General features: G+C 72.3%; 23 protein-coding genes. 13 read left to right on the forward strand and 10 right to left on the reverse strand.

Annotated elements, in window-relative coordinates; genetic code table 11:
• The first annotated feature begins 200 nt into the window (after positions 1-200).
• The 4 genes from OG470_RS01495 to OG470_RS01510 all read left to right on the forward strand — a co-directional run bounded on the left by OG470_RS01495 (position 201) and on the right by OG470_RS01510 (position 7,606).
• A complete protein-coding gene (locus tag OG470_RS01495; protein WP_328419984.1) occupies positions 201-3,944 on the forward strand; it encodes a multifunctional oxoglutarate decarboxylase/oxoglutarate dehydrogenase thiamine pyrophosphate-binding subunit/dihydrolipoyllysine-residue succinyltransferase subunit in 3,744 nt (1,247 codons plus the stop codon).
• A 107-nt stretch (positions 3,945-4,051) separates the two neighbouring features.
• The gene (locus tag OG470_RS01500) at positions 4,052-4,231 is read left to right on the forward strand and encodes a DUF6104 family protein (protein ID WP_328419986.1); all 180 of its coding nucleotides are present in this window, start codon (positions 4,052-4,054) and stop codon (positions 4,229-4,231) included.
• Between the two features lie 193 nt (positions 4,232-4,424).
• Positions 4,425-6,494 (forward strand): phosphate acetyltransferase, encoded by a 2,070-nt coding sequence (gene pta, locus OG470_RS01505; protein ID WP_442931029.1) that lies wholly within the window; start codon positions 4,425-4,427, stop codon positions 6,492-6,494.
• On the forward strand, positions 6,491-7,606 hold the full coding sequence (locus tag OG470_RS01510; protein WP_328419990.1) for an acetate/propionate family kinase: 1,116 nt from the start codon (positions 6,491-6,493) through the stop codon (positions 7,604-7,606). The genes pta and OG470_RS01510 overlap by 4 nt, the downstream gene beginning before the upstream one ends.
• A gap of 106 nt (positions 7,607-7,712) precedes the next feature.
• On the opposite strand, the gene OG470_RS01515 is transcribed toward OG470_RS01510, so the two are convergent.
• Positions 7,713-7,880 (reverse strand): hypothetical protein, encoded by a 168-nt coding sequence (locus tag OG470_RS01515; protein WP_328419992.1) that lies wholly within the window; start codon positions 7,878-7,880, stop codon positions 7,713-7,715.
• Positions 7,881-8,038: 158 nt separating this feature from the next.
• Between OG470_RS01515 and OG470_RS01520 the strand changes: the two genes are divergently transcribed.
• Both OG470_RS01520 and OG470_RS01525 read left to right on the forward strand, forming a co-directional pair.
• On the forward strand, positions 8,039-8,947 hold the full coding sequence (locus tag OG470_RS01520; protein ID WP_328419994.1) for an alpha/beta hydrolase family protein: 909 nt from the start codon (positions 8,039-8,041) through the stop codon (positions 8,945-8,947).
• Positions 8,948-9,039: 92 nt separating this feature from the next.
• Positions 9,040-10,008 (forward strand): alpha/beta hydrolase family protein, encoded by a 969-nt coding sequence (locus OG470_RS01525; protein ID WP_328419996.1) that lies wholly within the window; start codon positions 9,040-9,042, stop codon positions 10,006-10,008.
• Between the two features lie 108 nt (positions 10,009-10,116).
• Here OG470_RS01525 and OG470_RS01530 read toward each other — a convergent pair whose 3' ends face one another.
• From OG470_RS01530 to OG470_RS01540, 3 genes are all read right to left on the reverse strand, one after another.
• Positions 10,117-11,079: a zinc-binding dehydrogenase gene (locus OG470_RS01530; protein WP_328419998.1), complete on the reverse strand. Its 963-nt coding sequence runs from the start codon at positions 11,077-11,079 to the stop codon at positions 10,117-10,119.
• Between the two features lie 37 nt (positions 11,080-11,116).
• Positions 11,117-12,295, reverse strand: a complete 1,179-nt coding sequence (locus tag OG470_RS01535; RefSeq protein ID WP_328420000.1) for an NAD(P)-dependent malic enzyme — start codon at positions 12,293-12,295, stop codon at positions 11,117-11,119.
• 143 nt (positions 12,296-12,438) lie between these two features.
• Positions 12,439-12,789 carry a S24/S26 family peptidase gene (locus OG470_RS01540; protein ID WP_328420002.1) on the reverse strand — a complete coding sequence of 117 codons (351 nt, stop codon included), beginning with the start codon at positions 12,787-12,789 and terminating at the stop codon, positions 12,439-12,441.
• A gap of 84 nt (positions 12,790-12,873) precedes the next feature.
• On the opposite strand from OG470_RS01540, the gene sodN reads away from it, so the two are divergent.
• The 3 genes from sodN to OG470_RS01555 are packed head-to-tail and all read left to right on the forward strand — an operon-like array spanning position 12,874 to position 14,236.
• Complete coding sequence (gene sodN / locus OG470_RS01545; RefSeq protein ID WP_328420004.1) at positions 12,874-13,278, forward strand: superoxide dismutase, Ni; 405 nt, start codon at positions 12,874-12,876, stop codon at positions 13,276-13,278.
• Positions 13,275-13,832, forward strand: a complete 558-nt coding sequence (locus OG470_RS01550; protein WP_328420006.1) for a GNAT family N-acetyltransferase — start codon at positions 13,275-13,277, stop codon at positions 13,830-13,832. The genes sodN and OG470_RS01550 overlap by 4 nt, the downstream gene beginning before the upstream one ends.
• Positions 13,829-14,236 (forward strand): ATP-binding protein, encoded by a 408-nt coding sequence (locus tag OG470_RS01555; protein WP_328420008.1) that lies wholly within the window; start codon positions 13,829-13,831, stop codon positions 14,234-14,236. The genes OG470_RS01550 and OG470_RS01555 overlap by 4 nt, the downstream gene beginning before the upstream one ends.
• A gap of 83 nt (positions 14,237-14,319) precedes the next feature.
• Here the strand turns inward: OG470_RS01555 and OG470_RS01560 are convergent, their stop codons facing one another.
• On the reverse strand, positions 14,320-14,709 hold the full coding sequence (locus OG470_RS01560) for a hypothetical protein (RefSeq protein ID WP_328420010.1): 390 nt from the start codon (positions 14,707-14,709) through the stop codon (positions 14,320-14,322).
• A 43-nt stretch (positions 14,710-14,752) separates the two neighbouring features.
• Here OG470_RS01560 and OG470_RS01565 point away from each other — a divergent pair, with 43 nt between their 5' ends.
• Positions 14,753-15,703, forward strand: a complete 951-nt coding sequence (locus OG470_RS01565) for a diacylglycerol/lipid kinase family protein (RefSeq protein ID WP_328420012.1) — start codon at positions 14,753-14,755, stop codon at positions 15,701-15,703.
• 449 nt (positions 15,704-16,152) lie between these two features.
• Positions 16,153-16,410 (forward strand): WhiB family transcriptional regulator, encoded by a 258-nt coding sequence (locus OG470_RS01570; protein WP_007072794.1) that lies wholly within the window; start codon positions 16,153-16,155, stop codon positions 16,408-16,410.
• 66 nt (positions 16,411-16,476) lie between these two features.
• On the opposite strand, the gene OG470_RS01575 is transcribed toward OG470_RS01570, so the two are convergent.
• The 5 genes from OG470_RS01575 to OG470_RS01595 all read right to left on the reverse strand — a co-directional run bounded on the left by OG470_RS01575 (position 16,477) and on the right by OG470_RS01595 (position 21,103).
• Positions 16,477-17,289, reverse strand: a complete 813-nt coding sequence (locus OG470_RS01575) for a sirohydrochlorin chelatase (RefSeq protein ID WP_442931030.1) — start codon at positions 17,287-17,289, stop codon at positions 16,477-16,479.
• Positions 17,271-18,032 (reverse strand): phosphoadenylyl-sulfate reductase, encoded by a 762-nt coding sequence (locus OG470_RS01580; protein WP_328420021.1) that lies wholly within the window; start codon positions 18,030-18,032, stop codon positions 17,271-17,273. Before OG470_RS01580 ends, OG470_RS01575 begins: the two co-directional genes overlap by 19 nt.
• The gene (locus tag OG470_RS01585) at positions 18,029-18,190 is read right to left on the reverse strand and encodes a hypothetical protein (RefSeq protein ID WP_328420022.1); all 162 of its coding nucleotides are present in this window, start codon (positions 18,188-18,190) and stop codon (positions 18,029-18,031) included. The genes OG470_RS01580 and OG470_RS01585 overlap by 4 nt, the downstream gene beginning before the upstream one ends.
• On the reverse strand, positions 18,187-19,899 hold the full coding sequence (locus OG470_RS01590; protein ID WP_328420024.1) for a nitrite/sulfite reductase: 1,713 nt from the start codon (positions 19,897-19,899) through the stop codon (positions 18,187-18,189). Before OG470_RS01590 ends, OG470_RS01585 begins: the two co-directional genes overlap by 4 nt.
• 292 nt (positions 19,900-20,191) lie before the next feature.
• Positions 20,192-21,103, reverse strand: a complete 912-nt coding sequence (locus tag OG470_RS01595; RefSeq protein WP_328420026.1) for an ArsR/SmtB family transcription factor — start codon at positions 21,101-21,103, stop codon at positions 20,192-20,194.
• 62 nt (positions 21,104-21,165) lie between these two features.
• On the opposite strand from OG470_RS01595, the gene OG470_RS01600 reads away from it, so the two are divergent.
• Together OG470_RS01600 and OG470_RS01605 are read left to right on the forward strand one after the other, a co-directional pair.
• On the forward strand, positions 21,166-22,173 hold the full coding sequence (locus OG470_RS01600) for an aldo/keto reductase family protein (RefSeq protein WP_328420028.1): 1,008 nt from the start codon (positions 21,166-21,168) through the stop codon (positions 22,171-22,173).
• A gap of 48 nt (positions 22,174-22,221) precedes the next feature.
• The gene (locus tag OG470_RS01605) at positions 22,222-23,775 is read left to right on the forward strand and encodes a glycosyltransferase family 39 protein (protein ID WP_328420030.1); all 1,554 of its coding nucleotides are present in this window, start codon (positions 22,222-22,224) and stop codon (positions 23,773-23,775) included.
• Positions 23,776-23,794: the final 19 nt, after the last annotated feature.

Raw genomic sequence — 23,794 nt, forward strand, 5'->3', positions numbered from 1 at the left:
CGCCTTTATCAGTGGTTGACGGACCACGCAGCGGTTGCTGAACTTCTGGCATCTTCTGTGAAACGGACCACGGGGCCGAGGCGGAAATGCCTGCGGGATCAGTACGGCGTAGCCTGGGAGCCGTCCTGTCCGTGCTGCTAACTGGGCGCGGCGGACACCGCTTGACACACAAACCCGCTTGAAAGAGGCGATTACCGGCCGTGTCGACCCAGCAGACTTCGCAGGAGAACCCACTGGCGGGTTTCGGCCCGAACGAGTGGATCGTCGAGGAGATGTACCAGCGGTACCTCGCCGACCCAACGAGCGTCGATTCGGCCTGGCACGACTTCTTCGCCGACTACCGGCCGGCGCCGGGCGCCGGCACCCCGCGCGCTGGTGAGCCGACGAGCGCACCGGCCGCCGCGCCGGAGCCGGACGGCCAGCCGGAAGCCGCCGCCAAGGTCAGCCAGCCGAGCGCCACGGCACCGTCGGCGCCCGCCAGCAAGCCGGCCGCCGCGAAGCCGGCACCGGCCAAGCCCGCCGCCGCACCCGCCCCAACGAAGGCCGCCCCGGCCAAGCCGGCCGCGAAGGCCGCCGCGCCGAGCGCCGACGGCCCGCAGACCACGCCACTGCGTGGCGTCGCCGCGAAGATCGTCCAGAACATGGACGCCTCGCTGAGCGTGCCCACGGCAACCAGTGTGCGGGCGGTCCCGGCCAAGCTGCTGGTCGACAACCGCATCGTGATCAACAACCACCTCGCCCGGGGGCGCGGCGGCAAGGTCAGCTTCACCCACCTGGTCGGCTACGCGATGGTCCGGGCGCTGGTCCAGCACCCGGAGATGAACAACTCCTTCGCCGAGGCCAACGGCAAGCCGGCCGTGGTCCGCCCGGCGCACGTCAACCTCGGCATCGCGATCGACCTGGCCAAGCCGGACGGCAGCCGCAACCTGGTGGTCCCCTCCATCAAGGGCTGCGAGCAGATGGACTTCCGGCAGTTCTGGCAGGCGTACGAGGACGTGGTCCGGCGGGCGCGGCGCAACGAGCTGACCATGGAGGACTACTCCGGCACCACGATCTCGCTGACCAACCCGGGCGGCATCGGCACCGTGCACTCGATGCCGCGGCTCATGCAGGGGCAGAGCGCGATCATCGGCGTCGGCGCCATGGAGTACCCGGCTCCCTACCAGGGCATGTCCGAGGTCACCCTGGCCGAGCTCGCGGTCAGCAAGATCATCACGCTGACCAGCACGTACGACCACCGGATCATCCAGGGCGCGCAGTCCGGCGAGTTCCTCAAGGTGATGCACGAGCTGATCCTGGGCGAGCACGGCTTCTACGACGAGATCTTCACCTCGCTGCGGATCCCGTACGAGCCGGTGCGCTGGGTGCGCGACGTGGCGGTCAACTCCGAGGGTCAGATCAACAAGACCGCCCGGGTGCACGAGCTGATCCACGCCTACCGGGTGCGCGGTCACCTGATGGCCGACACCGACCCGCTGGAATTCAAGATCCGCAAGCACCCCGACCTGGACGTCCTCCAGCACGGGCTGACCCTGTGGGACCTGGACCGCGAGTTCCCGGTGAACGGTTTCGCCGGCCGGCAGCGGATGAAGCTGCGCTCGATCCTCGGCGTGCTGCGCGACTCGTACTGCCGCCGGGTCGGCATCGAGTACATGCACATCCAGGACCCGGAGGAGCGGCGCTGGATCCAGGAGCGGATCGAGCGCAAGTACGAGAAGCCGCCCCTCGACGAGCAGAAGCACGTGCTCAACCGGCTCAACGCCGCCGAGGCGTTCGAGACCTTCCTGCAGACCAAGTACGTCGGCCAGAAGCGGTTCTCGCTGGAGGGCGGCGAGTCGCTGATCCCGCTGCTCGGCGAGGTGCTGGAGTCCTCCGCCGAGGGCGGGCTGGACGAGGTCGTCATCGGCATGGCGCACCGGGGCCGGCTCAACGTGCTGGCCAACATCGTCGGCAAGCCGTACGAGAAGATCTTCTCCGAGTTCGAGGGTCACCTGGACCCGCGCTCGACGCAGGGCTCCGGCGACGTGAAGTACCACCTGGGCCAGAACGGCAAGTTCACCACCCCCGACGGCGAGCACGCCGTCAAGGTGTCGGTGGTGGCCAACCCGTCGCACCTGGAGGCCGTCGACCCGGTGCTGGAGGGCATCGTCCGGGCCAAGCAGGACCGGATCGACCTCAAGCTGGAGGGCTACACCGTGCTGCCGCTGGCGGTGCACGGTGACGCCGCCTTCGCGGGTCAGGGCGTGGTCGCCGAGACGCTCAACCTCTCGCAGCTGCGCGGCTACCGCACCGGCGGCACCGTGCACGTGGTGGTCAACAACCAGGTCGGCTTCACCACCGCCCCGGAGTACAGCCGGTCCAGCCTCTACAGCACCGATGTGGCCCGGATGATCCAGGCGCCGATTTTCCACGTCAACGGCGACGACCCGGAGGCCGTGGTCCGGGTGGCCCGGCTGGCCTTCGAGTACCGGCAGGCGTTCAACAAGGACGTCGTGATCGACATGGTCTGCTACCGCCGGCGCGGGCACAACGAGGGCGACGACCCGTCGATGTCCAACCCCCAGATGTACAAGATCATTGACTCGAAGCGCTCGGTGCGCAAGCTCTACACCGAAGAGCTGATCGGTCGCGGCGACATCACCGTGGAGGACGCGGAGGAGCTGCTGCGCGACTACCAGGCGCAGTTGGAGAAGGTCTTCAAGGCCACCCGGGACGCCGCCGCGGCACCGCGCCAGCTCAACCGGCCGCGCCGCGAGGAGGAGCCGGAGCCGCAGGTCGACACCGCAACCGACGCGGCCGTCGTGAAGGCGATCGGCGAGGCGCACGTCAACCTGCCGGAGGGCTTCACCCCGCACAAGCGGATCCAGCAGCTGCTCGACCGGCGGGCCAAGATGTCCGTCGAGGGCAACATCGACTGGGGCTTCGGCGAGATCATCGCGCTCGGGGCGCTGCTGCACGACGGGGTCACCGTCCGGCTGGCCGGTCAGGATTCCCGCCGCGGCACCTTCGTCCAGCGGCACGCCTCGGTGGTGGACGCCCGCACCGGCGACGACTACCTGCCGCTGAAGTCGCTCACCGGCGACGGCGAGCGTTCCCGGTTCTTCGTGCACGACTCGCTGCTCAGCGAGTACGCGGCGATGGGCTTCGAGTACGGCTACTCGGTGGAGAACATCAACGCGCTGGTGGCCTGGGAGGCCCAGTTCGGCGACTTCGTCAACGGCGCCCAGTCGGTGATCGACGAGTTCATCTCCTCCGGTGAGGTGAAGTGGGGCCAGCGCTCCGCGGTCACCCTGCTGCTGCCGCACGGCCACGAGGGGCAGGGCCCGGACCACACCTCCGGCCGCCCGGAGCGGTTCCTGCAGATGTGCGCCGAGGACAACATGCGGGTGTCCATCCCGACCACCCCGGCGAACTACTTCCACCTGCTGCGCCGCCAGGCCCTGTCGCCCAAGCGCAAGCCGCTGGTGGTGTTCACGCCGAAGTCGCTGCTGCGGCACAAGCTCTGCGTCTCCTCGGTGGAGGACTTCACCACCGGCACCTTCCAGCCGGTGCTGCGCGACACGGCCGCCCCGGCGCCGGAGGCGGTGAAGCGCGTGCTGCTCTGCACCGGCAAGATCTACTACGACCTGTTCCAGGCCCGGCAGCAGCGTGAGGTCACCGACACCGCGATCATCCGGATCGAGCAGCTGTACCCGCTGCCGGTGGAGGAGATCCGGGCGGCCCTCGCGCAGTATCCGAACGCGGAGGACTTCGCCTGGGTGCAGGAGGAGCCGGCCAACCAGGGCGCCTGGTCGTTCGTCGCGCTCAACCTGCTGGAGCACCTCACGGACGTCCGGCTGCGGCGGATCTCCCGCCCGGCCGCGGCCGCCCCGGCGGTCGGCTCGGCCAAGACGCACGAGGTCGAGCAGAACGCGCTGATCGAGGCGGCTCTCCCCCGCCCGTGACCTGACCGCACCGTGAGAGCCGGGGCAGGGCCGTCACCACGGTCCTGCCCCGGCCTCCGTCGGTCCACCCGCCCGGCCCGAGCCGGGCCGAGCAGGAGGACGTACCGATGTACTTCACCGACCGTGGCATCGAGGAACTGGTCGAGCGCCGGGGCGACGAGCAGGTGACCCTGGAGTGGCTCGGCGAGCGCCTACGCGACTTCGTCGACCTCAACCCCGACTTCGAAACCCCCATCGAACGCCTGGCCACCTACCTGGCCCGCCTAGACGACCCCGAAGACGACTAACCCCACCCCACCCCGCCCGCCCCGCCCCACCCCACCCGGCCCGCCCGCCGGCCCCGCCCGATGATCATGAAGTTGTTTGCGCGTGTCATCGGCGGGTCGCGGCATAACTTCATGATCAACGGAGAAAAGGCCCTGGGGGTGGGGGTCGGAGGGCCCGGGTGGGGGGCGGGCGCGATCTTCTAGGGTGGGGGGCGTGGCCAGGAGCGTGTATCTGACGAGTGTGGGGTCTGGCGGGGGTAAGTCGACGATCGCGCTCGGACTGGCCGAGTTGCTGTCCCGCCAGGTCGGGCGGATCGGCGTGTTCCGGCCGCTGGTCGGCGACAACGGCCCGGACCCGATCCTCGCCCTGCTCAGCGAGCGCTACCGGGTCGAGCTGCCGTTGGCCGAGTTGGCCGGGACGACCTATGCCGAGGCCGCTGCGCTGGTGGCCGACGGCCGGCGGGAGGAGCTGATCTCCGCCATCGTCGAGCGCTACCGGGCGGTGGAGCGGCAGTGCCCGGCGGTGGTCGTGGTGGGCAGCGACTTCGACGACCCGGGCGACCCGGCCCGTCCCCGGGAGTTGGCCTTCAACGCCCGGCTGGCCACCGAGTTCGGCAGCGTGGTGGTGCCGGTGGTGGACGGCTTCGGGCAGGAGCCGGCGGCCGTCGCGGCCGCTGTGCGGGGGGCGTACCACGATCTGGCCGACCTGGGCGCCACCGTGCTCGCGGTGATCGCCAATCGGGTAGCCGAGCCGATGACCCTGCCCGACCTGCCGGTCCCCGCGTACGCCATCCCGGAGGTGCCGACCGTGTCGGCGCCGACGGTGGCCGAGGTGGCGGCGGCGCTCGATGCCACCCTGCTGGCCGGGGACGACGCCGCGCTCGGCCGGGACGTACTGGACTTCGTGGTCGGCGCCGCGCATGTGCCGACCCTGCTGGGCCACCTCACCGAGGGCGCCCTGGTGATCACCCCCGGGGACCGGGCCGACCTGCTCGTCGCCGCCAGCGCCGCGCACGTGGCCGGGCAGGTGTCGGTGGCCGGGCTCGTGCTGACGCTGGGCGAGCAGCCCGACCCACGGGTGATGCGGCTGGTGGAAGGGCTGAACACCGGACTGGCGGTGCTGTCCGTGAGCAGCGACAGCTACGACACGGTGGCCGCGTCCAGCCGGATCGAGGGTCGGCCCAACGCGGCCAACCCCCGCAAGGTGGAGGCGGCGCTCGGCGCGTTCGAGCGCTGCGTGGACACCGACGACCTGGCCCGCCGGCTGCGGGTCAGCCGGTCGGCCCGGGTCACCCCGCTGATGTTCGAGAACGAGCTGATCGACCGTGCCCGCTCGCGGCGCCGGCACGTGGTGCTGCCAGAGGGCGCCGAGGAGCGGATCCTGCGCGCGGCCGAGATCCTGCTCCGCCGGGGGGTGGCCGAGCTGACTCTGCTCGGCCGGCCGGACGACATCGCCCGGCGGACCCGCGAGCTGGGAATCGACGTCGGCGACGCGCACCTGGTCGACCCGGTCACCAGCGGGTGGCGGGACGACTTCGCGGCCGAGTACGCCCGGTTGCGTGCCCACCGGGGCGTTACCGCCGAGTTGGCGCACGACATCGTGGCCCAGCCCAACTACTTCGGCACGCTGATGGTGGCCACCGGGCACGCTGACGGCATGGTCTCCGGCGCCACGCACACCACCGCCGCCACCATCCGGCCGGCGTTCGAGATCATCCGTACCGTGCCGGGGGCCTCGGTGGCCTCCAGTGTGTTCTTCATGCTGCTCGCCGACCGGGTGCTCGTCTACGGCGACTGCGCGGTCAACCGCGACCCGGACGCCGCCCAGCTCGCCGACATCGCGATCTCCTCCGCGGACACCGCGGCCCGGTTCGGCATCGAGCCTCGGGTGGCCATGCTGTCCTACTCCACCGGCAGCTCCGGCGCCGGCGCGGACGTGGAGAAGGTCGCCGCGGCCACCGCGCTGGTGCGAGAGCGCCGGCCCGACCTGCTGGTCGAGGGGCCGATCCAGTACGACGCGGCGATCGACCCGGCGGTGGCGGCCACCAAGCTGCCGGGCAGCCCGGTTGCCGGCCAGGCCACGGTCTTCATCTTCCCGGACCTGAACACCGGCAACAACACGTACAAGGCGGTGCAGCGCTCCGCCGGGGCGGTCGCGGTCGGCCCGGTGATGCAGGGCCTGCGCCGGCCGGTGAACGACCTGTCCCGCGGCGCCACCGTGCCGGACATCGTCAACACGGTGGCGATCACCGCCATCCAGGCGGCCACCGAGGAGGCGTCGTGAGTTGCGTGCTGGTGCTCAACTGCGGGTCGTCGTCGGTGAAGTGGCGCCGCTACGACGGCGACCGGGTGCTCGACCAGGGCACGGTCGAGCGGGTCGGTGAGCCCGGCGGCGGGCCGGCGGACCACGCCAGTGCGGTCCGGCAGATCCTTGCCGGGCTGGACCTGGCCGGGCTGACCGCGGTAGGGCACCGGGTGGTGCACGGTGGCCGGAAGTTCAGCACGCCGGTCCTGATCGACGACGCCGTGCTGGCCGCGATCCGGGACCTGGTCCCGCTCGCCCCGCTGCACAACCCGGCGAACCTGGCCGGCATCGAGGTGGCCCGGGAGGCGCTGCCGGACGTCCCGCAGGTCGCCGTCTTCGACACCGCGTTCCACCACACCCTGCCGGAGGCCGCCGCGACCTACGCGATCGACCGGGACACGGCCGAGCGGTACGGCATCCGCCGGTACGGCTTCCACGGCACCTCACACGCGTACGTCTCCCGGCGCACCGCCGACCTGCTGGGCCGCCCGTACGAGCAGCTGAACACGATCACCCTGCACCTGGGCAACGGGGCGAGCGCCTGCGCGGTGGCCGCCGGTCGCAGCGTCGCCACCTCGATGGGCATGTCCCCGCTGGAGGGGTTGGTGATGGGCACCCGCAGCGGCGACCTCGACCCGACCGTGATCTTCCATTTGCGGCGGGAGGGCGGGCTGTCGGTGGACGACATCGACGACCTGCTCAACCACCGCAGCGGCCTGCTCGGGCTGACCGGCGTCAACGACATGCGTGAGGTGCTCCAACGCCGGGGGGACGGGGACCGGGCGGCGGAGCTGGCCTTCGACGTGTACTGCCGGCGGATCACCGAGTACGTGGGCGCGTACTACGCGCTGCTCGGACGGGTCGACGCGATCGCCTTCACGGCCGGGGTGGGCGAGCACGCCGCGCCGGTCCGGGCCGCGGCGCTGGCCGGGCTGGATCGGCTCGGCATCGCCGTGGACCCGGCCCGCAACGACGGTGCCGGCGACCGGCTGATCTCCCCCGACGGCGCCGAGGTGTCCGTTTGCGTCATTCGCACCGACGAGGAACGCGAGATCGCCCGGCAGACCCGGGATGTGGTCCAGGCCGGCTGACGACCGGCCGGGATCAGCGCCCGACGCTGCCGGTGCGCCGGGCCCGTTTCCGACCCGGGTCTCCGGGCGAGCGGACGCGCCGTCGCCCGGTCCGGCACGGTCGGCTCTAGGCGAGCCAGGCGACGAGGGCCACCAGCAGCACGACGACCACCGCCGCAGCGATGATCAGCGGTAGACGGGACGGCGACTCCGCCGATGCGGTGGCCTCCGGCGTCTGGGTGAACGCGCGGAACGCCTCGGTGTTGCCGCTGGGGTCGCTGTAGTTCTCAGGCATGCGGGTGACCCTAGCGAAGCTGGTCGCGGCGCACCGCCCCCGACCCACGCCGACGGGCCGGGTCGACCCGGCCGGCGGGGCGGAGCCGACCGGGTGGCGGATACAGGCGGGCCGGACGGCGGGGCCGCTGCGCACGCTCGGGCACCTACCGTGGAACGATGGGGGCGGGGCGGCTGATCGCCGTACTGGTGACAGCTCTGCTGGCTGGTTGTGCGCCGGCCACCGCCGTGGCGGGCGGGTCCACCGCCGCCCCGGGCGGGCCGCTGTCGGCGCGCCGGGCGCCCGAGGGGTCGTACGCCGTCGGCGTGCGTACGCTCACCCTCGATCCGCGCTCGGCGCGCCCCCTGCCGGTGACCATCTGGTACCCGGCTGCCGTGGGCGGGGTCGCCGCCGGGCGGTTCCCAGTGGTCATCTACAGCCATGGGCTGGGCAGCCGACCTGAGCTGCACGCCGGGCTGACCACCCGCTGGGCGGCGGCCGGTTTCGTGGTGGCCGCTCCCGCGTTCCCGCACACCCGGCACGGCGCGGCCCATTTCACCCGGGCGGACGTCCGCAACCAGCCGGCCGACGGCTGGCGGCTGATCCGACATCTGCTCCGTCTCGCAACCGACCCGGGCGATCCGCTCGCCGGCCACCTGGACACGACGCGGATCGCCGCCGCCGGGCACTCGGCAGGCGGCTTCACCACCGCCGGCATGTTCAGCGCGGGGCACCCGGCCCGGCTGCGCGCCGGCATCGTGATCGCCGGAGGCGGACTGCCGGGCAGCTTCGCCGGGCCGGCCGCGCCGGTGCTCTTCGTGCACGGTACGGCCGACGCGGTGGTGCCGGTGACGGTCGGCCGAGCCGCGTACGGGCGTACCCCCGGGCCGGCCGCGTTCCTCAGCCTGCTCGGCCAGGACCACGGCGCGTACCTCAACCCGGGCCACCCGGGCTTCGTCCCGGTCCTCGCCACCACCACCGACTTTCTCCGCTGGACCCTCTACGACGACCCGGCGGCGGGTGCCCGCCTCCCCGCCGACGCCCACTCCCCCACCCTGACCCACTACGAGTCCCGCCCGGCCCACTGATGCTGCGGCGGGACTGAGCGCTGGGTCAGCGGGCGGGCATGCCACGCCGATCCCGGCCGAGCGGGTCAGCCGGACAAGGCACAATCGGTCTCATGTCGCGTCGCGTCACCCCCGCGCTGCTTGCCAGCGCCCTGTTCCTCACCAGCATGGTCGGCTGCTCCGCCGATGCCCGCCCGGCCCAGAGCCGGCAGGCACTGCCGGCCGAGCCGCAGCCCACCGTCACGGCGACACCGCAGGTACCCGCCGGGACCGCCCCACAAAAGAGCTTCGCCGTCGGCGTACGCCAGCTGAAGCTGAACCGGGACGGCCGGGCGCTGCCGGTGACGCTCTGGTATCCGGCGGCCGGGGCGGCCGGCGGCGCGACGAAGCGGTCCGCGGCGGCCGCGGACGGCCGGTTTCCCGTGGTGATGTTCAGTCACGGCCTGACCGGGCGGCCGGAGGACTACGCCACGATCCTGACCCGGTGGGCGGCGGCGGGCTTCGTGGTGGCCGCGCCGACCTTCCCGCACACCGCCCGGGGCAGCGACGGCAACATCCTCGACGTGCTCAACCAGCCGGCCGACGTGTCCTACGCGCTGACCGAGGTGCTGGCGCTGGACGGCAAGGCCGGCGACCCGCTGCGCGGCCGGCTGGACGCCGAGCGGGTGGCCGCCGCCGGGCACTCCGCCGGCGGGGTGACCACCATCGGCCTCTTCACCGCCAGCAGGGACGAACGGCTGGACGCCGGCGTGGTGTTCGCCGGTACGGCGCTCGGCGTGGGCACCGCGTTCGCTGGTGCGGCCGCGCCGCAACTGTTCGTGCACGGCGAGCTGGACGAGGTGGTCGACTACGCGGCGGGCAAGGCCGCGTACGACAAGGTGCCCTGGCCGAAGGCGATGCTGAGCCTGCCCAAGGGCGACCACGGGCGTGCCCTGCTCAGCGACGGTGCGACGCTGCGGGTGGTCTCGGACGCCTCGATCGAGTTCCTCCGTTGGACGCTCTACGGCGACGCGAAGGCCAAGGGCCGCATCTCCACCGACGCCACCCGCGGCGACATCGCCACCTTCGACGATCACCTCTGACCACCGACGCGCCCGACGATCCGCGCAACATCAGGGAAAGAGTGGCCTCCGGCAGCGCTGAGGCCACTCTTTCCTGGATATTGCGCGGATCTTGAAGGTAACGCCGCGTCAGGCGGTGTGGTCGACGACGATCTTGCCGAAGGTGTCGCCGGAGTGCAGCCGGGCGAAGGCGTCCTCGACCCGGCTGAACGGGATCACGCTGTCCACCACCGGGCGCACGCCGCTGTCGGCGCAGAACGCCAGCAGCTCGTACAGCTCGCCCGGGGTGCCCATCGAGGTGCCCAGGATCTCCAGCTGCATGGCGAAGACCCGGCGGAGGTTCACCGACGGCTCGTGCCCGGCGGTGGCGCCGGAGACCACGATCCGGGCCATCGGCGCGGCCGACTTCAGGGAGTGGTCGAAGGTGGCCGCGCCGACCGTCTCGATCACCACGTCGACCCGTTCCGGCAGCCGGGCGCCCGGTTCCACGGCGATGGCGCCGAGCCCTGTGATGCGCTCGCGCTTGACGGCGTCGCGGCTGGTCGCGTACACCCGCTTGCCCATCGCGACGGCGAGCGCGACGGCCGCGGTGGCCACGCCGCCACCCGCGCCCTGCACCAGCACGCTGTCGGCGTCCGCGACACGGCCCTTGGTGGTCAGCATCCGCCACGCGGTCAGCCAGGCCGTGGGCAGGCAGGCCGCGTCGGTCGCCGCCAGCCCGTCGGGCAGCGGGACCAGGTTCGACCGGGGTACGGCGACCCGCTCGGCGAGGGTGCCGGGGAAGTGCTCGGAGAGGATGGAGACCCCGCGCGGGTCACCCGGGGTGACCACCACCGGGTACACGACCACCGTGTTGCCCTGCGGGTCCACGCCGACCGCGTCACAGCCCAGGATCATCGGCAGCTGGGCCTCGGTGAGCCCCACCCCGCGCAGTGACCAGAGGTCGTGGTGGTTGAGCGAGGTGGCCCGCAGCTGCACGGTCACCCAGTCGTCGGCCGGATGGGTCGGCTCGGGCCGCTCACCGACGGTGAGCGCGGCGAGCGGATCGGCGTCGTCGAAGCGGGAGGCGAAGGCAGCACGCATGATCGGCACGGTAACAAGCTGAGCGCCCGTTAAGAAGTGCCCGTCCCTACCGGCGGGCGACGCCGTCGCGGCGCGCCGCCTCGGCGACGGCCTCGGCGACGGCCGGGGCGACCCGGGGGTCCAGCGGCGACGGAACGATCGCCTCGGCGGTCAGCGACTCGGCCACCACGCCGGCGATGGCGTCCGCGGCAGCGACCTTCATGCCCTCGGTGATCCGGGTGGCCCGGGCGTCCAGCGCGCCGCGGAACACCCCGGGGAAGGCGAGCACATTGTTGATCTGGTTGGGGTAGTCGCTGCGCCCGGTGGCGACCACCGCGACGTGCCGGGCGGCGACCTCGGGGTGCACCTCCGGGGTCGGGTTGGCCAGCGCGAACACGATCCCGCCGGGCGCCATGCCGGCGACCGCCGCCTCCGGGATCTGCCCGCCCGAGACGCCGATCAGCACGTCCGCGCCGCGCAGCGCCTCGGTGATGTCGCCCTGGCGACCGTCGGCGTTGGTGCTGGCGGCCAACTCGGCCTTGGTGCCGGTCAGCTCGGTACGGTGCCGGCCGATGATCCCCTTGGAGTCGCAGACCACCACCTGGTCAGGGTTGACGCCCCCGGCGACCAGCATCTTCGTCACGGCCACGCCGGCCGCGCCAGCGCCGCTCACGGCGACCCGCAGGTCACCGAGCTTGCGATTGAGCAGGGTGGCCGCGTTGCGCAGCGCGGCGAGCACCACGATGGCGGTGCCGTGCTGGTCGTCGTGGAAGACCGGGATGTCCAGCGCCTCGTCCAGCCGACGCTCGACCTCGAAGCAGCGCGGCGCGCTGATGTCCTCCAGGTTGATCCCACCGAACGAGGGGGCCAGCGCCCGCACCACCGCGACAATCTCGTCGACGTCCTGCGTGTCCAGACAGATCGGCACCGCGTCCACCCCGGCGAACTGCTTGAACAGCACCGCCTTGCCCTCCATCACCGGCAGCGCGGCGCGCGGGCCGATGTTGCCGAGCCCGAGCACCGCCGAGCCGTCGGTGACCACCGCGACGGCGTGCGACGCCCACGTGTAGTCGTCGGCCAGGTCGGGGTCGGCGGCGATCGCCTCACACACCAGGGCAACCCCGGGGGTGTACGCGAGGGAGAGGTCTTCCCGGCTGGTGAGCGGCACCGTCGAGGTGACGGCCATCTTGCCGCCCAGGTGCAGCTGGAAGACCGGATCGGCAGGGTCCATGGTGGACGAGGACATGGCGGTGACTCCAGAATCTGTCGAGGCAGACGGGGCGGCCGGCCCGGCCGCGAGGTTGGCGGCGAGCGGTGGCACGCGGTGCGGGGGGTCACCCGGGCACATTCGAGCATAGTGTCGACACCGCCGCTCGGATGTGAGCAGGGTCATAACGGTCGACGAGGGACCCGTCCGGGGCGGGGCCAGTACCGGGCCACCACCCTCCCTCGCACATCGGCCACCCCGTACGCCCGGGAGTCGTCGGTGATCAGGTCGTTGTCCCCGCGCAGCCACCAACCGCCGTCCTGCGGCCGAACCGCCCGCTTCACCACCAGCAGCTCCGGACGGGTCCGGAAGACCGCGACCACCACATCGCCGGGACGGATCGGACGACCGCCCGGGCGGACCAGCACCGCGTCGCCATGCCGCAGCGCCGGCGCCATGGACGGACCGGTCACCAGGACAGCGGTCAGCGGCCCCCGCAGCCGGGGTGGCACCGCCGGGTGATCGGCCCGCACTGGTTTCACCTCCACCCGGTCCGGGGAGCACTCCCAGGAGTAATGTCGCCTTTGATCATCGCAAACTTCCCATGGAGGATCCCGATGCGACTTCCACGCATCCTTGCGCCCCGCGTCACAGCGAGCGCTCACTGCGACCTGCCGTGCGGCGTCTACGACCCGGCCCAGGCCCGGATCGAGGCCGAGTCGGTCAAAATGATCTGCGAGAAGTACCAGTCGAACACCGACCCGGAGTTCCGCACCCGGGCGGTCATCATCAAGGAACAGCGCGCCGAGCTGGTCAAGCATCACCTCTGGGTGCTCTGGACCGACTACTTCAAGCCGGCCCACTTCGAGAAGTACCCGAACCTGCACACGCTGTTCAACGAGGCCACCAAGCTCGCGGGCGCCGGCGGCGTCAAGGGCAGCCTGGACCCGGCCACCGCCGACAAGCTGCTCGCGAAGATCGACGAAATCTCGAAGATCTTCTGGGAGACCAAGAAGGCGTGACCAACCCGGTCATCCCGACGATCCGGCCGGCACGTCCCGAGGATGTGCCGGCCGTCGTCGCCATGGTGCACGAGCTGGCGGAGTACGAACGCGCTCCCGACCAGTGCCACCTCACCACCGAGCAGTTGACCTCGGCCCTGTTCGGGACTGCGCCGGCCCTCTTCGGCCACGTCGCGGTCGACGAGCACGACCAGCCGATCGGCTTCGCGCTGTGGTTCCTCAACTTCTCCACCTGGGCCGGCGTGCACGGCATCTACCTGGAGGACCTCTACGTCCGGCCGACCGCGCGGGGCACCGGGGCGGGCCGGCTGCTGCTCGCCACCCTGGCCGACATCTGCGTACGACGCGGCTACCGGCGGCTGGAGTGGTGGATGATCGACTGGAACCCGGCCGCCGGGTTCTACGCCTCGATCGGCGCCGAGCAGATGAGCGAGTGGGTCCCCTATCGGCTCAGCGGCGACGCACTGCGCGACCTGGCCGGCCAGGTGGCGGCTGCCGGCACGCGTACGGACGACCGACCGGGTAGAGTCCCCGACCGGGGGGATGAGGCGTGACTCAACTGACCGGCCAGCCAGCGACCGACGACGACGTGGTGCATCTGACGGTGCCCGCCGACGGCGGCTACCTCGGCGTGCTCCGTACCGCCACCGCCGGTCTCGCGGCCCGGTTGCAGTTCGCGCTGGACGAGATCGAGGATCTGCGGATCGCGGTCGACGAGGCGTGCGCCATGCTGCTCGCCATCGCCACCCGCGACGCCGAGTTGGAGTGCCGGTTCTCCGTCACCGAGGACGCGCTGACCGTCGAGGTCACCGTGCCGACCGTGCACGGTGCCACGCTGCCTGCCGAGTCGTCCTTCGCCTGGAAGGTGCTCACCGCGCTGACCACGTCGGCGTCCGCCACGGCCGCCGACGGCCGGGCGACGATCTCGTTGCTCACCCGCCGCTCCGGCGGATACTGACCGGCCGCCGCGCCGTCACCTGCCGGTCGCGGTCACCTGCCGGTCGCGGTCACCTGCCGGTCGCGGTCACCTGCCGCGCGCCGTCACTCGAAGCCGAGGGCCCGGGTCGTCGGAGGGCTGACCAGCAGCCAGCCGACGCCCAGACCGAGCGCCATCAGCGGCACGCCCAGCCAACCCAGCCCGGCCTGAATCATGAACCACCCGATCGGCAGCAGCATCAGCTGAAGCACGATTGCGGGGGCTCGCGCGCCGGCCCGGCGGCGCAGCAGCGCGCGGCCCAGCGCCCAGAGCACGACCGCCGCCCCGACGGCGAGCGCCGTCACCAGCAACGCCGACGGAAGATCCGTGGTGGTAGCGGTGAAATCGGCCCAGACCAGCCAGGCGGCGATCAACCCGACGGCGGCCGCCTCCGTCCACAGCAGCCGAACCGCCCAGCGGAGCGTGACGGGAATCGGGTCCGAGTCGATGGTCACGCGCGACACGATACCTGGGCTACTGGGAGGTACAGTGCCGCCCATGCGCGCCGTCCTGGTGGTCAATCCGAAGGCCACCACCACCAGCGAACGCAGCCGGGACGTGCTTGTCCGGGCGCTGCGCAGCGAAGTCGACCTCAGCGTGCGCTACACCCGCCGGCGCGGGCACGCCATGGCGCTGGCCCGGGAGGCCGCCGCCGAGGGGGTTGACCTCGTCGTCACCCTGGGTGGCGACGGCACCGTGAACGAGGTGGTGAACGGCCTGATGACGGCCGAGCCGCCAACCGGTGCCGACGGTGCCACGCTGGCCGAGCGGCTGCCCGCGCTGGCCACCGTTCCGGGCGGCTCGACAAACGTGTTCGCCCGCGCGCTCGGCCTGCCCCGGGAGTGGCCGGAGGCCACCAGCATGATCCTCGAAGGGCTGCGCCTGGGCCGACAGCGGACGGTGGGGTTGGGCCGCGCGGACGACCGCTACTTCACCTTCTGCGCCGGGTTCGGCCTGGACGCCGCGGTGATTCACCGGGTGGAGCAGGCTCGGCGTCGGGGTCGGGTCTCCACCCCGGCGCTCTACCTGCGCTCGATCATGAACCAGTACTTCCTCGCCTCCGACCGACGGCACCCGGCGATCACCCTGGACCGACCGGGCGAGCCGGCGGAGAGCGAGTTGGCCACCGTCATCATCCAGAACACCGCGCCGTGGACGTACCTGGGCGATCGGGAGATCAACCCGAACCCGGAGGCCTCGTTCGACCTCGGGCTGGATGTGCTGGCGCTCCGTCAGCTCCGGGTGGCCAGTACGACACGGACAGTGACGCAGTTTTTCTCCCGGCGGCCGGATCCCAAGGGGCGGCAGGTGTTACGACTCCATGACACGGCGGAGTTCACCCTGTTCTCCAGCCGCCCGCAGGCGTTCCAGCTCGACGGTGACTACCTCGGCGAGCGGGAGAAAGTCAGATTCACATCCGTTCCCGCCGCACTGAGAGTAATCTGCTAGGTCTCGGGTACTGCCCTAGGTCGACGCGGCGCCACATCGCACGTCGCGAGTCGCCGCCACACCGAGGGGCAGGTGCCGGAAATGTCAGCAATGTCACGCGCACTGTACTATATTGATCCTCGACTGTGGCACGGCGGGTAACCAGGAAGGCACTGGAACCCGGACAAATGGGTTGTGGGCTTGCTCACCGCCCGGAGTTTTTCCGAGCGTCACCCTTGACATCGCGAGCGTTCGTGAAAGTATTCACAAGCGAACTTGAGTTACCGGGACATTGCCTGGATATGCTCGTCAGGTTGAGCTGTTCCAGCAGGTCCACGGGGCTAACTGCCTGCTCACGCACTGCCGAATGGCCGGACGCGAACTGTCACCATCGGCCCTGCGGATGCATATAGGAAAAGCACGACCAAGCAATTAATTGCCACCCATCCAGAATGAGGAGTGTTGCCGCCATGGACTGGCGTCACCATGCTGTCTGCCGCGACGAGGACCCGGAGCTGTTCTTCCCGATCGGGACGTCCGGACCGGCTCTCCTGCAGGTCGAGCAGGCCAAGGCCGTCTGCAGGCGCTGCTCCGTGACCGACCAGTGCCTGCAGTGGGCGCTTGAGTCGGGTCAGGACGCCGGCGTCTGGGGCGGGATGAGCGAAGAGGAGCGGCGCGCTGTCAAGCGGCGCGGCGGCCTCCGGGTGCTGCGCGCTCACTCCGCCTGATCCCACGACACAGCTGCAACGCCCCGGCGGGTCCGCCCGCCGGGGCGTTCTGCTGTCCAACCCCGGTCACACCGCTGTCGCCAGGACGCGGCGACCGGACCGGTCGTCGACTCGGCGCAGCACCAGCTCGGCCAACTCAGGGGCGTCGGACAACGGGGCCGCCACCGCCACGGCGCCAGCCGCCCGTGCCTCCTCGGTCACCGCATCGTGAAACAGGCCCGGCGCCAGGAAGTACCCGGACACCGCCACCCGGCGTGCGCCGGCCGCTCGCAGCAGGGACACCGCTGCACCCGTCGCCGGCGGAGCCGCCGAGGCGTACGACACCCGGCAGGGCACCCCGAACTCCGCACCGAGCGCCTCCGCCACCCGGCCCACCGAGCCGCGTGCCCGCGCGTCCCGGGTGCCCGCCGCGGCCAGCACCAGCGCGTCGAAGCGGCCCGGACGCGACTCACCGAGCCGGCGGCGCAGCCCGGCCAGCAACGCCGGGTCCACCCTCCCGTCCGCCGGCCCGAGCACGTCGGTCACCCGTACCGCCAGCGGAGGCCCGGTCTGCGCCGCGGCTGCGACGGCCGCCGGGATGTCCACCCGATGGTGGTACGCGGCGGTCAGCAGCAGCGGCACCAGCACCGCGCGTCGGTGGCCGGCCACCGCCAGCGCGCGCAGCACCTCGGTCGGACCCGGCTCGGTATGGTCCAGCCAGCTCGCCCACACCGGGGTGCCGGGCCGGGCCGCCGACACGGCCCGGGCCAGCGCCCGCGTCGCGTCGGCAGCTCGTGGATCGCGGCTGCCGTGGGCGACCAGCACGATCGGAACCGCCCCGCCGGCCACACCGGGCCAGGTCGGGGTCGGAGTCGGGGAGGTCAGACGTGCAGTCCGCACTCGGTCTTCTCGAACATGGCCCACCGGCCGGCGCGCGCGTCCTCGCCGGCCTTGGTTCGACGGGTGCACGGCCAGCAGCCGATCGAGCCGTAGCCCTGCTTGAACAGCTCGTTGACCGGCACGTTCCACCGGGCGATGTACGCGTCCACGTCGCCCTGCGACCAGGCCGCGATCGGGTTGACCTTGACCTTGCCGCGCCGCGGGTCGAAGGTCACCACCGGCGTGTTGGCCCGGGTCGGCGACTCGTCCCGCCGCAGACCGGCGGCCCAGGCGTCGTACCCGGTCAGCGCCCGCTCCAGCGGCTCCACCTTGCGCAGTTGGCAGCAGTCGTCCGGCGACTTGTTGAACAGCCGCGGGCCGTACTGGCCGTCCTGCTGCCCGACGGTGAGACGGGGCCGGATCGACCGGACGTTCACCGGAAGCGTCCGGGCCACCTCGTCGCGCACCCGCAGCGTCTCCGGGAAGTGCAGGCCGGTGTCGAGGAAGACCACGTCCACCCCCGGAGCCACCCGGGACACCAGGTGGGCCAGCACCGCGTCGGCCATCGAGCTGGTGACGCAGAACCGGTCGCCAAAGGTCTGCGCCGCCCAGCGGGCGATCTCCAGCGCCGGGGCTCCCTCCAGTGCCCGACCCGCCTGCTCGGCCAGCGCCCGCAGCTCGTCGGGGCTGCGCCGGGCCGGGTCGGCCGGCGTCGGACCGCCCGGGCCGACCAGACCCAGGCCAGTCGCGGAGACGAGGCTCATCGGGTCACCTCCCGCGAGAGCAGCCCGGTGAACTTCACCGAGAAGACCCGGGTGCAGGCGTGGCACTCCCAGGCGCCGTGCCCCGCCTCGTGCGGCCGCAGGTCCTCCTCGCCGCAGTACGGGCAGTACAGAGGTGCCGCTCGGTTCTCGCTGCTCATCGCAGTTCCTCCTCGTCGACTCTGATCACCCAGTTGGCGAACGTCTCGCCCTTGCTCCGGCCAGCCAGGTAGCGGCGGGCCAGCCGTTCCACGTACTCCGGAAGCTCCTCGGCGGTGGTCTTCAGGCCGCGCAGCTTGCGCCCGAAGCCGGCGGTCTGCCCCTGCGCCATGCCCAGCCCGCCACCCAGGTGCACCTGGAAGCCCTCCACCTGCCGGCCGTCCGGGCCGACCACCAGCTGACCCTTGAGCCCGATGTCGGCCACCTGGGTGCGGGCGCAGGCGTTCGGGCAGCCGTTGATGTGGATCGAGATGTCCGCGTCGAAGTCGCGCAGCCGCTGCTCCAGCCGTGCCACCAGCTCCTCGCCGCGGGCCTTCGTCTCGACGATGGCCAGCTTGCAGTACTCGATGCCGGTGCACGCCATGGTGCCGCGCCGCCAGGCCGACGGCCGGGCCTCCAGACCGATCCCCCGCAGCGCGTCGACCAGCGACTCGGTCCGCTCCGACGGCACGTCGAGGACCAGCAGCTTCTGGTACGGGGTGAGCCGCACCCGGTCGCTGCCGTGCGCCTCGACCACGTCGGCCAGCTGGGCGAGCTGCCCACCGGAGACCCGGCCGACCACCGGGGCGGCCCCCACGTAGTGCCGCCCGTCGGCCTGCTCGTGCACGCCCACGTGGTCGACCGGCTTCGCCGGCAGGTCCGGTGCCGGGCCGTCGAGCAGCGTCCGGCCGAGGTAGTCCTTCTCCAGGACCTCGCGGAAACGCTCCACGCCCCAGTCGGCCACCAGGAACTTCAGCCGGGCCCGGTTGCGCAGCCGGCGGTAGCCGTAGTCGCGGAAGATCCCGACCACGCCGGCCCACACGTCCGGCACCTCGGCCATCGGCACCCAGACGCCGAGCCGCTGGGCCAGCATCGGGTTGGTGGAGAGACCGCCACCCACCCAGACGTCGAAGCCGGGGCCGTGCTCGGGGTGGTCAACGCCGAGGAAGGAGATGTCGTTCGACTGGTACGGCGTGTCCACCAGCCAGGAGATCGACGTCTTGAACTTGCGGGGCAGGTTGGAGTACTGCTTGTCGCCGACGTACCGGGCCACGATCTCGTCGATCGCCGGGGTCGGGTCGAGCACCTCGTCCCGAGCAACCCCGGCGACCGGGCTGCCCAGAACGATCCGGGGGCAGTCGCCGCACGCCTCGGTGGTCTGCAGGCCGACCGACTCCAGTCGGCGCCAGATCTCCGGCATGTCCTCGACCCGGATCCAGTGGTACTGGATGTTCTGCCGGTCGGTGATGTCGGCGGTGTCCCGGGCGAACTCCCGGGAGATGTCCGCGATCACCCGCAGCTGAGCCAGGCTGAGCTGACCGCCGTCGATGCGGACCCGGAGCATGAAGAACTCGTCCTCCAGCTCGTGCGGCTCCAGCACGGCGGTGCGCCCGCCGTCGATGCCCGCCTTGCGCTGGGTGTAGAGGCCCCACCAACGGAACCGGCCGCGCAGGTCCTGCGGGTCGATGGAGGCGAAGCCGCGGTGCGCGTAGATGTTCTCGATCCGGGCCCGGACGTTGAGCGGATCGTCGTCCTTCTTGATCCGCTCGTTGGGGTTGAGCGGCTCGCGGTGGCCGAGCGCCCACTGACCCTCACCCCGCGGCCGGCGCGGCGCCCGGGTCGGGCCGGTCGTCGGGTCCTCGGAACGGGCCGGGATGCTGCTGACCGCCATCGCGGCGTCCTCCGTTGTCTGCGGTGTCTCGGGCAGGCGCGGGGCGCGGCGGCCGGCCCGTCAAGAGCGGGCGGGACAACGGTGTCTGAGACAGCCGGCGCGGAGCGCGCCCGAGACAGATGGGTCGGGCGTCGTCAGTAGGCCGGACAGATCGCGCTGCGGACGCGGCCGTAATCGACGTGGCGACGTGCCACGAAGCGGCGAAGGACAGCGGCGGTCATGGGCTCATGCTGCCACACGCCAGGGGGTCGGGCCAATGTCCGCGTGCCCGATCCCACATGACGGGTGAGCGCTAGCCGACCAGCTGGTCACCGAGGACAGTTCGGGCATAACAGACGGTACGTCCCCGCCGGACGCCGGCAATCAGGCCGTTGTCCCGCAGCGTGGTGAGGTGGTGCGACGCGGTCGCCGGCGCGAGGCCCAGCATCGCGGCCAGCTCGCCGGTGCTCAGCGGCGTGTCGAGCAGGGACAGCGCCGCCGCCCGCGTACTGCCGAGCAGAGCACCCAGCGCGGGGCTGGGCACCGGCGACGCCCACAGCCCGCCCAGCCCTCCGGGCGGATAGCAGAGGGCCGGCCCCGCCTCACCCTCGATGATCGTGTGCACGGACGGTCCGGCGAAGGCGGTGGGCAGCAGCGTCCACGGACGCCCGTCGAGACCGGTCGGCCGGGTCGTGCCGACGGCGACTCGCAGCGACGCGCCATCCCAGCGGATCGACGGGTGCAGCTCACGCAGCAGGGTCCGGCCGCCCTGCTCGGCGGCGAGTAGCGTCCGCCGCCGGATGTCGGCCAGGGCGAGCGCCCGCAGCCGGGGCCAGTCCGGAGCGATCAGCAGGGTGAAGTAGCGGCGTAGTTGCGCGACCAGTTCATCCGGAGCCAGCGCGGGCACGCCGGCCCGCTCCAGTTGCCGCCGTACCCGCGCCGGATCGGTGCCGGCGACCGCCCGCAACTCGGCCGCCAGGTTCGGTGCCACCCCGATCGGGGTGAGGAAGTCCGGCACGTACCCGGTGGGCGATCCGAGGACCGCCAACAGCGGCTCCAGGCCCGCTCCCGGCAGCAGCCGCTCGGCACGCTCCAACCACGGGCGGTGCAGCCAGTACTTCGCCGGTTTGCGCAGCGCCCAGGAGCTGGCGACCAGCTCAGCCAGCGGCGAGTGGGCGAAGCGGACCCGGCTCAGGTCGTCGGGCGTGAACTCGACGTCGATCACGCTCGGATTCGACCACGCTCGAACGGTTCGGCGACAGCGCCGGACGGCTTGAGGATCCTCATATGGAGCACAGGCAACTGGGCCGGTCGGGCCTGCGCGTGAGCGCGGTCGCGTACGGCAACTGGGTCACCCACGGCAACCAGCTCGACGAGGACGCGGCGACGGCCTGCGTGGCCGCCGCCCTCGACGCGGGCATCACCACCTTCGACACCGCCGACCGGTACGCCCAAGGTCGGGCCGAGGAGGCGCTGGGCAAGGCGCTGAGCGGAGTCCGGCGCAGCTCGATCGAGCTGTGCACGAAGGTGTACCTCCCGGTCGGGCCGGGAGCGAACGATTCCGGGCTGTCCCGCAAGCACATCATGGAGAGCTGCCACGCCTCGCTCGGCCGGCTGGGCACCGACTACATCGACCTCTACCAGGCGCACCGGTACGACGACACCGTGCCGTTGGAGGAGACGATGACCGCCTTCGCCGACCTGGTACGCCAGGGCAAGGTGCTCTACGTCGGCGCCTCCGAGTGGACCGCCCCGCAGCTGCGCGCCGGCCTGCGGCTCGCCGCCGAACTGCACGTCCCGTTCATCGCCAACCAGCCGCAGTACTCGATGCTGTGGCGGGTGGTGGAGGCCGAGGTGGTGCCCGCCAGCGCCGAACTCGGTCTCGGACAGCTCGCCTGGGCGCCACTCGCCATGGGTGTGCTGACCGGCAAGTACCAGCCCGGCCACCGTCCCCCGGCCGGATCCCGGGCCACCGACGGCTTCGGCGGGTCGTTCATCGCCCGTTACTCCTCCGACCTGCTGCTCGCCCGGGTGCGCCAACTCCGGCCGATCGCCGAGGCCGCCGGCTGCACGATGGCCCAGCTGGCGGTCGCCTGGGTGCTGCACCGACCGACCGTCGCCAGCGCGATTGTCGGCGCGTCCCGACCCGAGCAGCTCGCCGAGACGGCGGCGGCCACCGCGGTCCGGCTGGACGACGACCTGATGGCGCGGATCGACGCTGTGCTCGACGAGCTCATCGAGCGTGATCCGGCGAAGACCGCCCGCCCGAACGACGTGCTGCCCGCCTGGCGCTGACCACCGGCTCTCACCCGTGACCGGGGGTGGCCGTGGCAGGCTCACAGCGTGGGCATATTGTCCGGAAAGTCGACCAGGGCGGCGCGGAACGGCCTGCACCGCGTCCCGGTCTGGCTCCCCCCGGCGCTGCTGACCCTGGCGGTGACCGGGACCGGGCTGAGCTCCGCCCAGCTCTGGCGCGACGAGCTGGCCACCTGGAGCGCGGCCACCCGGTCGCCCGGTGACCTGGCCCGGTTGGCCGGCACCATCGACGCCGCCACCGGCCCGTACTACCTGCTGATGCACGGCTGGCTCGCGATCGTCGGCGACTCCACGGTCGCCCTGCGCGCGCCGACGGCGCTGGCCATGGCCGTCGCCGCCGGGCTGCTCGCCGTGCTCGCCGCGCGATTGGTCGACGGCCGGACGGGCCTCTTCGCCGGGCTGCTCTTCGCGGTGCTCCCCAGCACCTCCCGCTACGGCCAGGAGGCCCGCCCGTACGCCCTGGCCACCATGCTCGCGGTGCTCGCCACCCTGCTGCTGGTGGCGGCGCTGCGGCGCCCTGGCTGGCCCCGGTGGGCCGGGTACGCCGCCGCCGTGGCCGCACTCGGGCTCACCCACCTGGTCGCGCTCACCCTGCTCGCCGCGCACGCGCTCGTCGTACTGATCGCCTGGTGGCGGGGTGCCGCTACAGCCGGCGTGGCCGGGACGGCAGCGGCCGGCGTGGCCGGGACGGCAGCGGCCGGTGCCGGCGACGCGCGCGACGGGGATCGGCCGGATCGGCGAGCGTGGCGGTGGGTGGTCGCGCTGCTGCCGGCCGCGCTGCTGGTCGGCCCGCTGCTCGTCGAGGCCGGCACTCAGCGTTCCCGGCAGTTGGACTGGGTCGACCCGGCCCGGTTGGACGACCTGACCGCGTTGCCCGGTGGAGTGGCCCAGAGCAGCGTGGTGGGAGGCCTGCTGGTCGGCCTCGCCACGCTCGGCGCGGCCCGGCTCGGGCGGCGCGCCCTGCTCCCGGTGAGCGCGGTGCTGCTGCCGGTACTGCTGCTCTTCGCCGCCGGCACGGTCGTACCGCTGTGGGTACCCCGGTACCTGGTCTTCGTGGTGCCCTTCGCCTGCCTACTGGCCGGCGCGGCGCTGGCCGGGGTGGCCGCGCCGGCCGCGCTGGCCGTGGTGGTCCTGGCCGGGCTGCTCGGCCTGCCCGATCAGGCGGCGCTGCGGCGGACCCACGAGTGGCCGCGCAGTGCCCCGGTGGACTACGCGGGTGCCGCGCGGGTGATCGCCGAGGGGCAGCGGCCCGGGGACGCGGTGGTCTACTCGCCCCGGCAGAGCTGGCTCTTCCTCGACCTGGGCATCGGTTACCACCTCGACGACCGGCCACGGGACGTTCTGGTCACCGAGGACGAGACCCGCCGGGGTGACCTGTGGGCCGCCGAGTGCCTCCAGCCGGCGCAGTGCCTGGCCGGCACGCCACGGGTGTGGCTGGTCGTCGCCGGGCGGCAGGCCGCGCCGCTGGCGGCCGTGCCGGGCGCCAAGGGTGACGCGCTGCGCGCGGACTTCACCGTCGCCCGGGTCTGGCAGCGCCCCGGCCTGACCGTCGCCCTGCTCACCAGCCGCCCCGACCGCTGACCTGACCGCCCCGGCCGGC

Source organism: Micromonospora sp. NBC_00389 (assembly GCF_036059255.1).
Classification (GTDB): Bacteria; Actinomycetota; Actinomycetes; order Mycobacteriales; family Micromonosporaceae; genus Micromonospora.

Bases quoted from the DNA above. Each gene is read 5' to 3' on its own strand.
- OG470_RS01600 (WP_328420028.1), top strand. From the start codon at position 21,166: ATGGAGCACAGGCAACTGGGCCGGTCGGGCCTGCGCGTGAGCGCGGTC.
- OG470_RS01535 (WP_328420000.1), bottom strand. From the start codon at position 12,295: ATGTCCTCGTCCACCATGGACCCTGCCGATCCGGTCTTCCAGCTGCAC.
- OG470_RS01565 (WP_328420012.1), top strand. From the start codon at position 14,753: ATGCGCGCCGTCCTGGTGGTCAATCCGAAGGCCACCACCACCAGCGAA.
- OG470_RS01590 (WP_328420024.1), bottom strand. From the start codon at position 19,899: ATGGCGGTCAGCAGCATCCCGGCCCGTTCCGAGGACCCGACGACCGGC.
- sodN (WP_328420004.1), top strand. From the start codon at position 12,874: ATGCGACTTCCACGCATCCTTGCGCCCCGCGTCACAGCGAGCGCTCAC.
- OG470_RS01580 (WP_328420021.1), bottom strand. From the start codon at position 18,032: ATGAGCCTCGTCTCCGCGACTGGCCTGGGTCTGGTCGGCCCGGGCGGT.
- OG470_RS01585 (WP_328420022.1), bottom strand. From the start codon at position 18,190: ATGAGCAGCGAGAACCGAGCGGCACCTCTGTACTGCCCGTACTGCGGC.
- OG470_RS01525 (WP_328419996.1), top strand. From the start codon at position 9,040: ATGTCGCGTCGCGTCACCCCCGCGCTGCTTGCCAGCGCCCTGTTCCTC.
- OG470_RS01500 (WP_328419986.1), top strand. From the start codon at position 4,052: ATGTACTTCACCGACCGTGGCATCGAGGAACTGGTCGAGCGCCGGGGC.
- OG470_RS01570 (WP_007072794.1), top strand. From the start codon at position 16,153: ATGGACTGGCGTCACCATGCTGTCTGCCGCGACGAGGACCCGGAGCTG.
- OG470_RS01520 (WP_328419994.1), top strand. From the start codon at position 8,039: ATGGGGGCGGGGCGGCTGATCGCCGTACTGGTGACAGCTCTGCTGGCT.
- OG470_RS01515 (WP_328419992.1), bottom strand. From the start codon at position 7,880: ATGCCTGAGAACTACAGCGACCCCAGCGGCAACACCGAGGCGTTCCGC.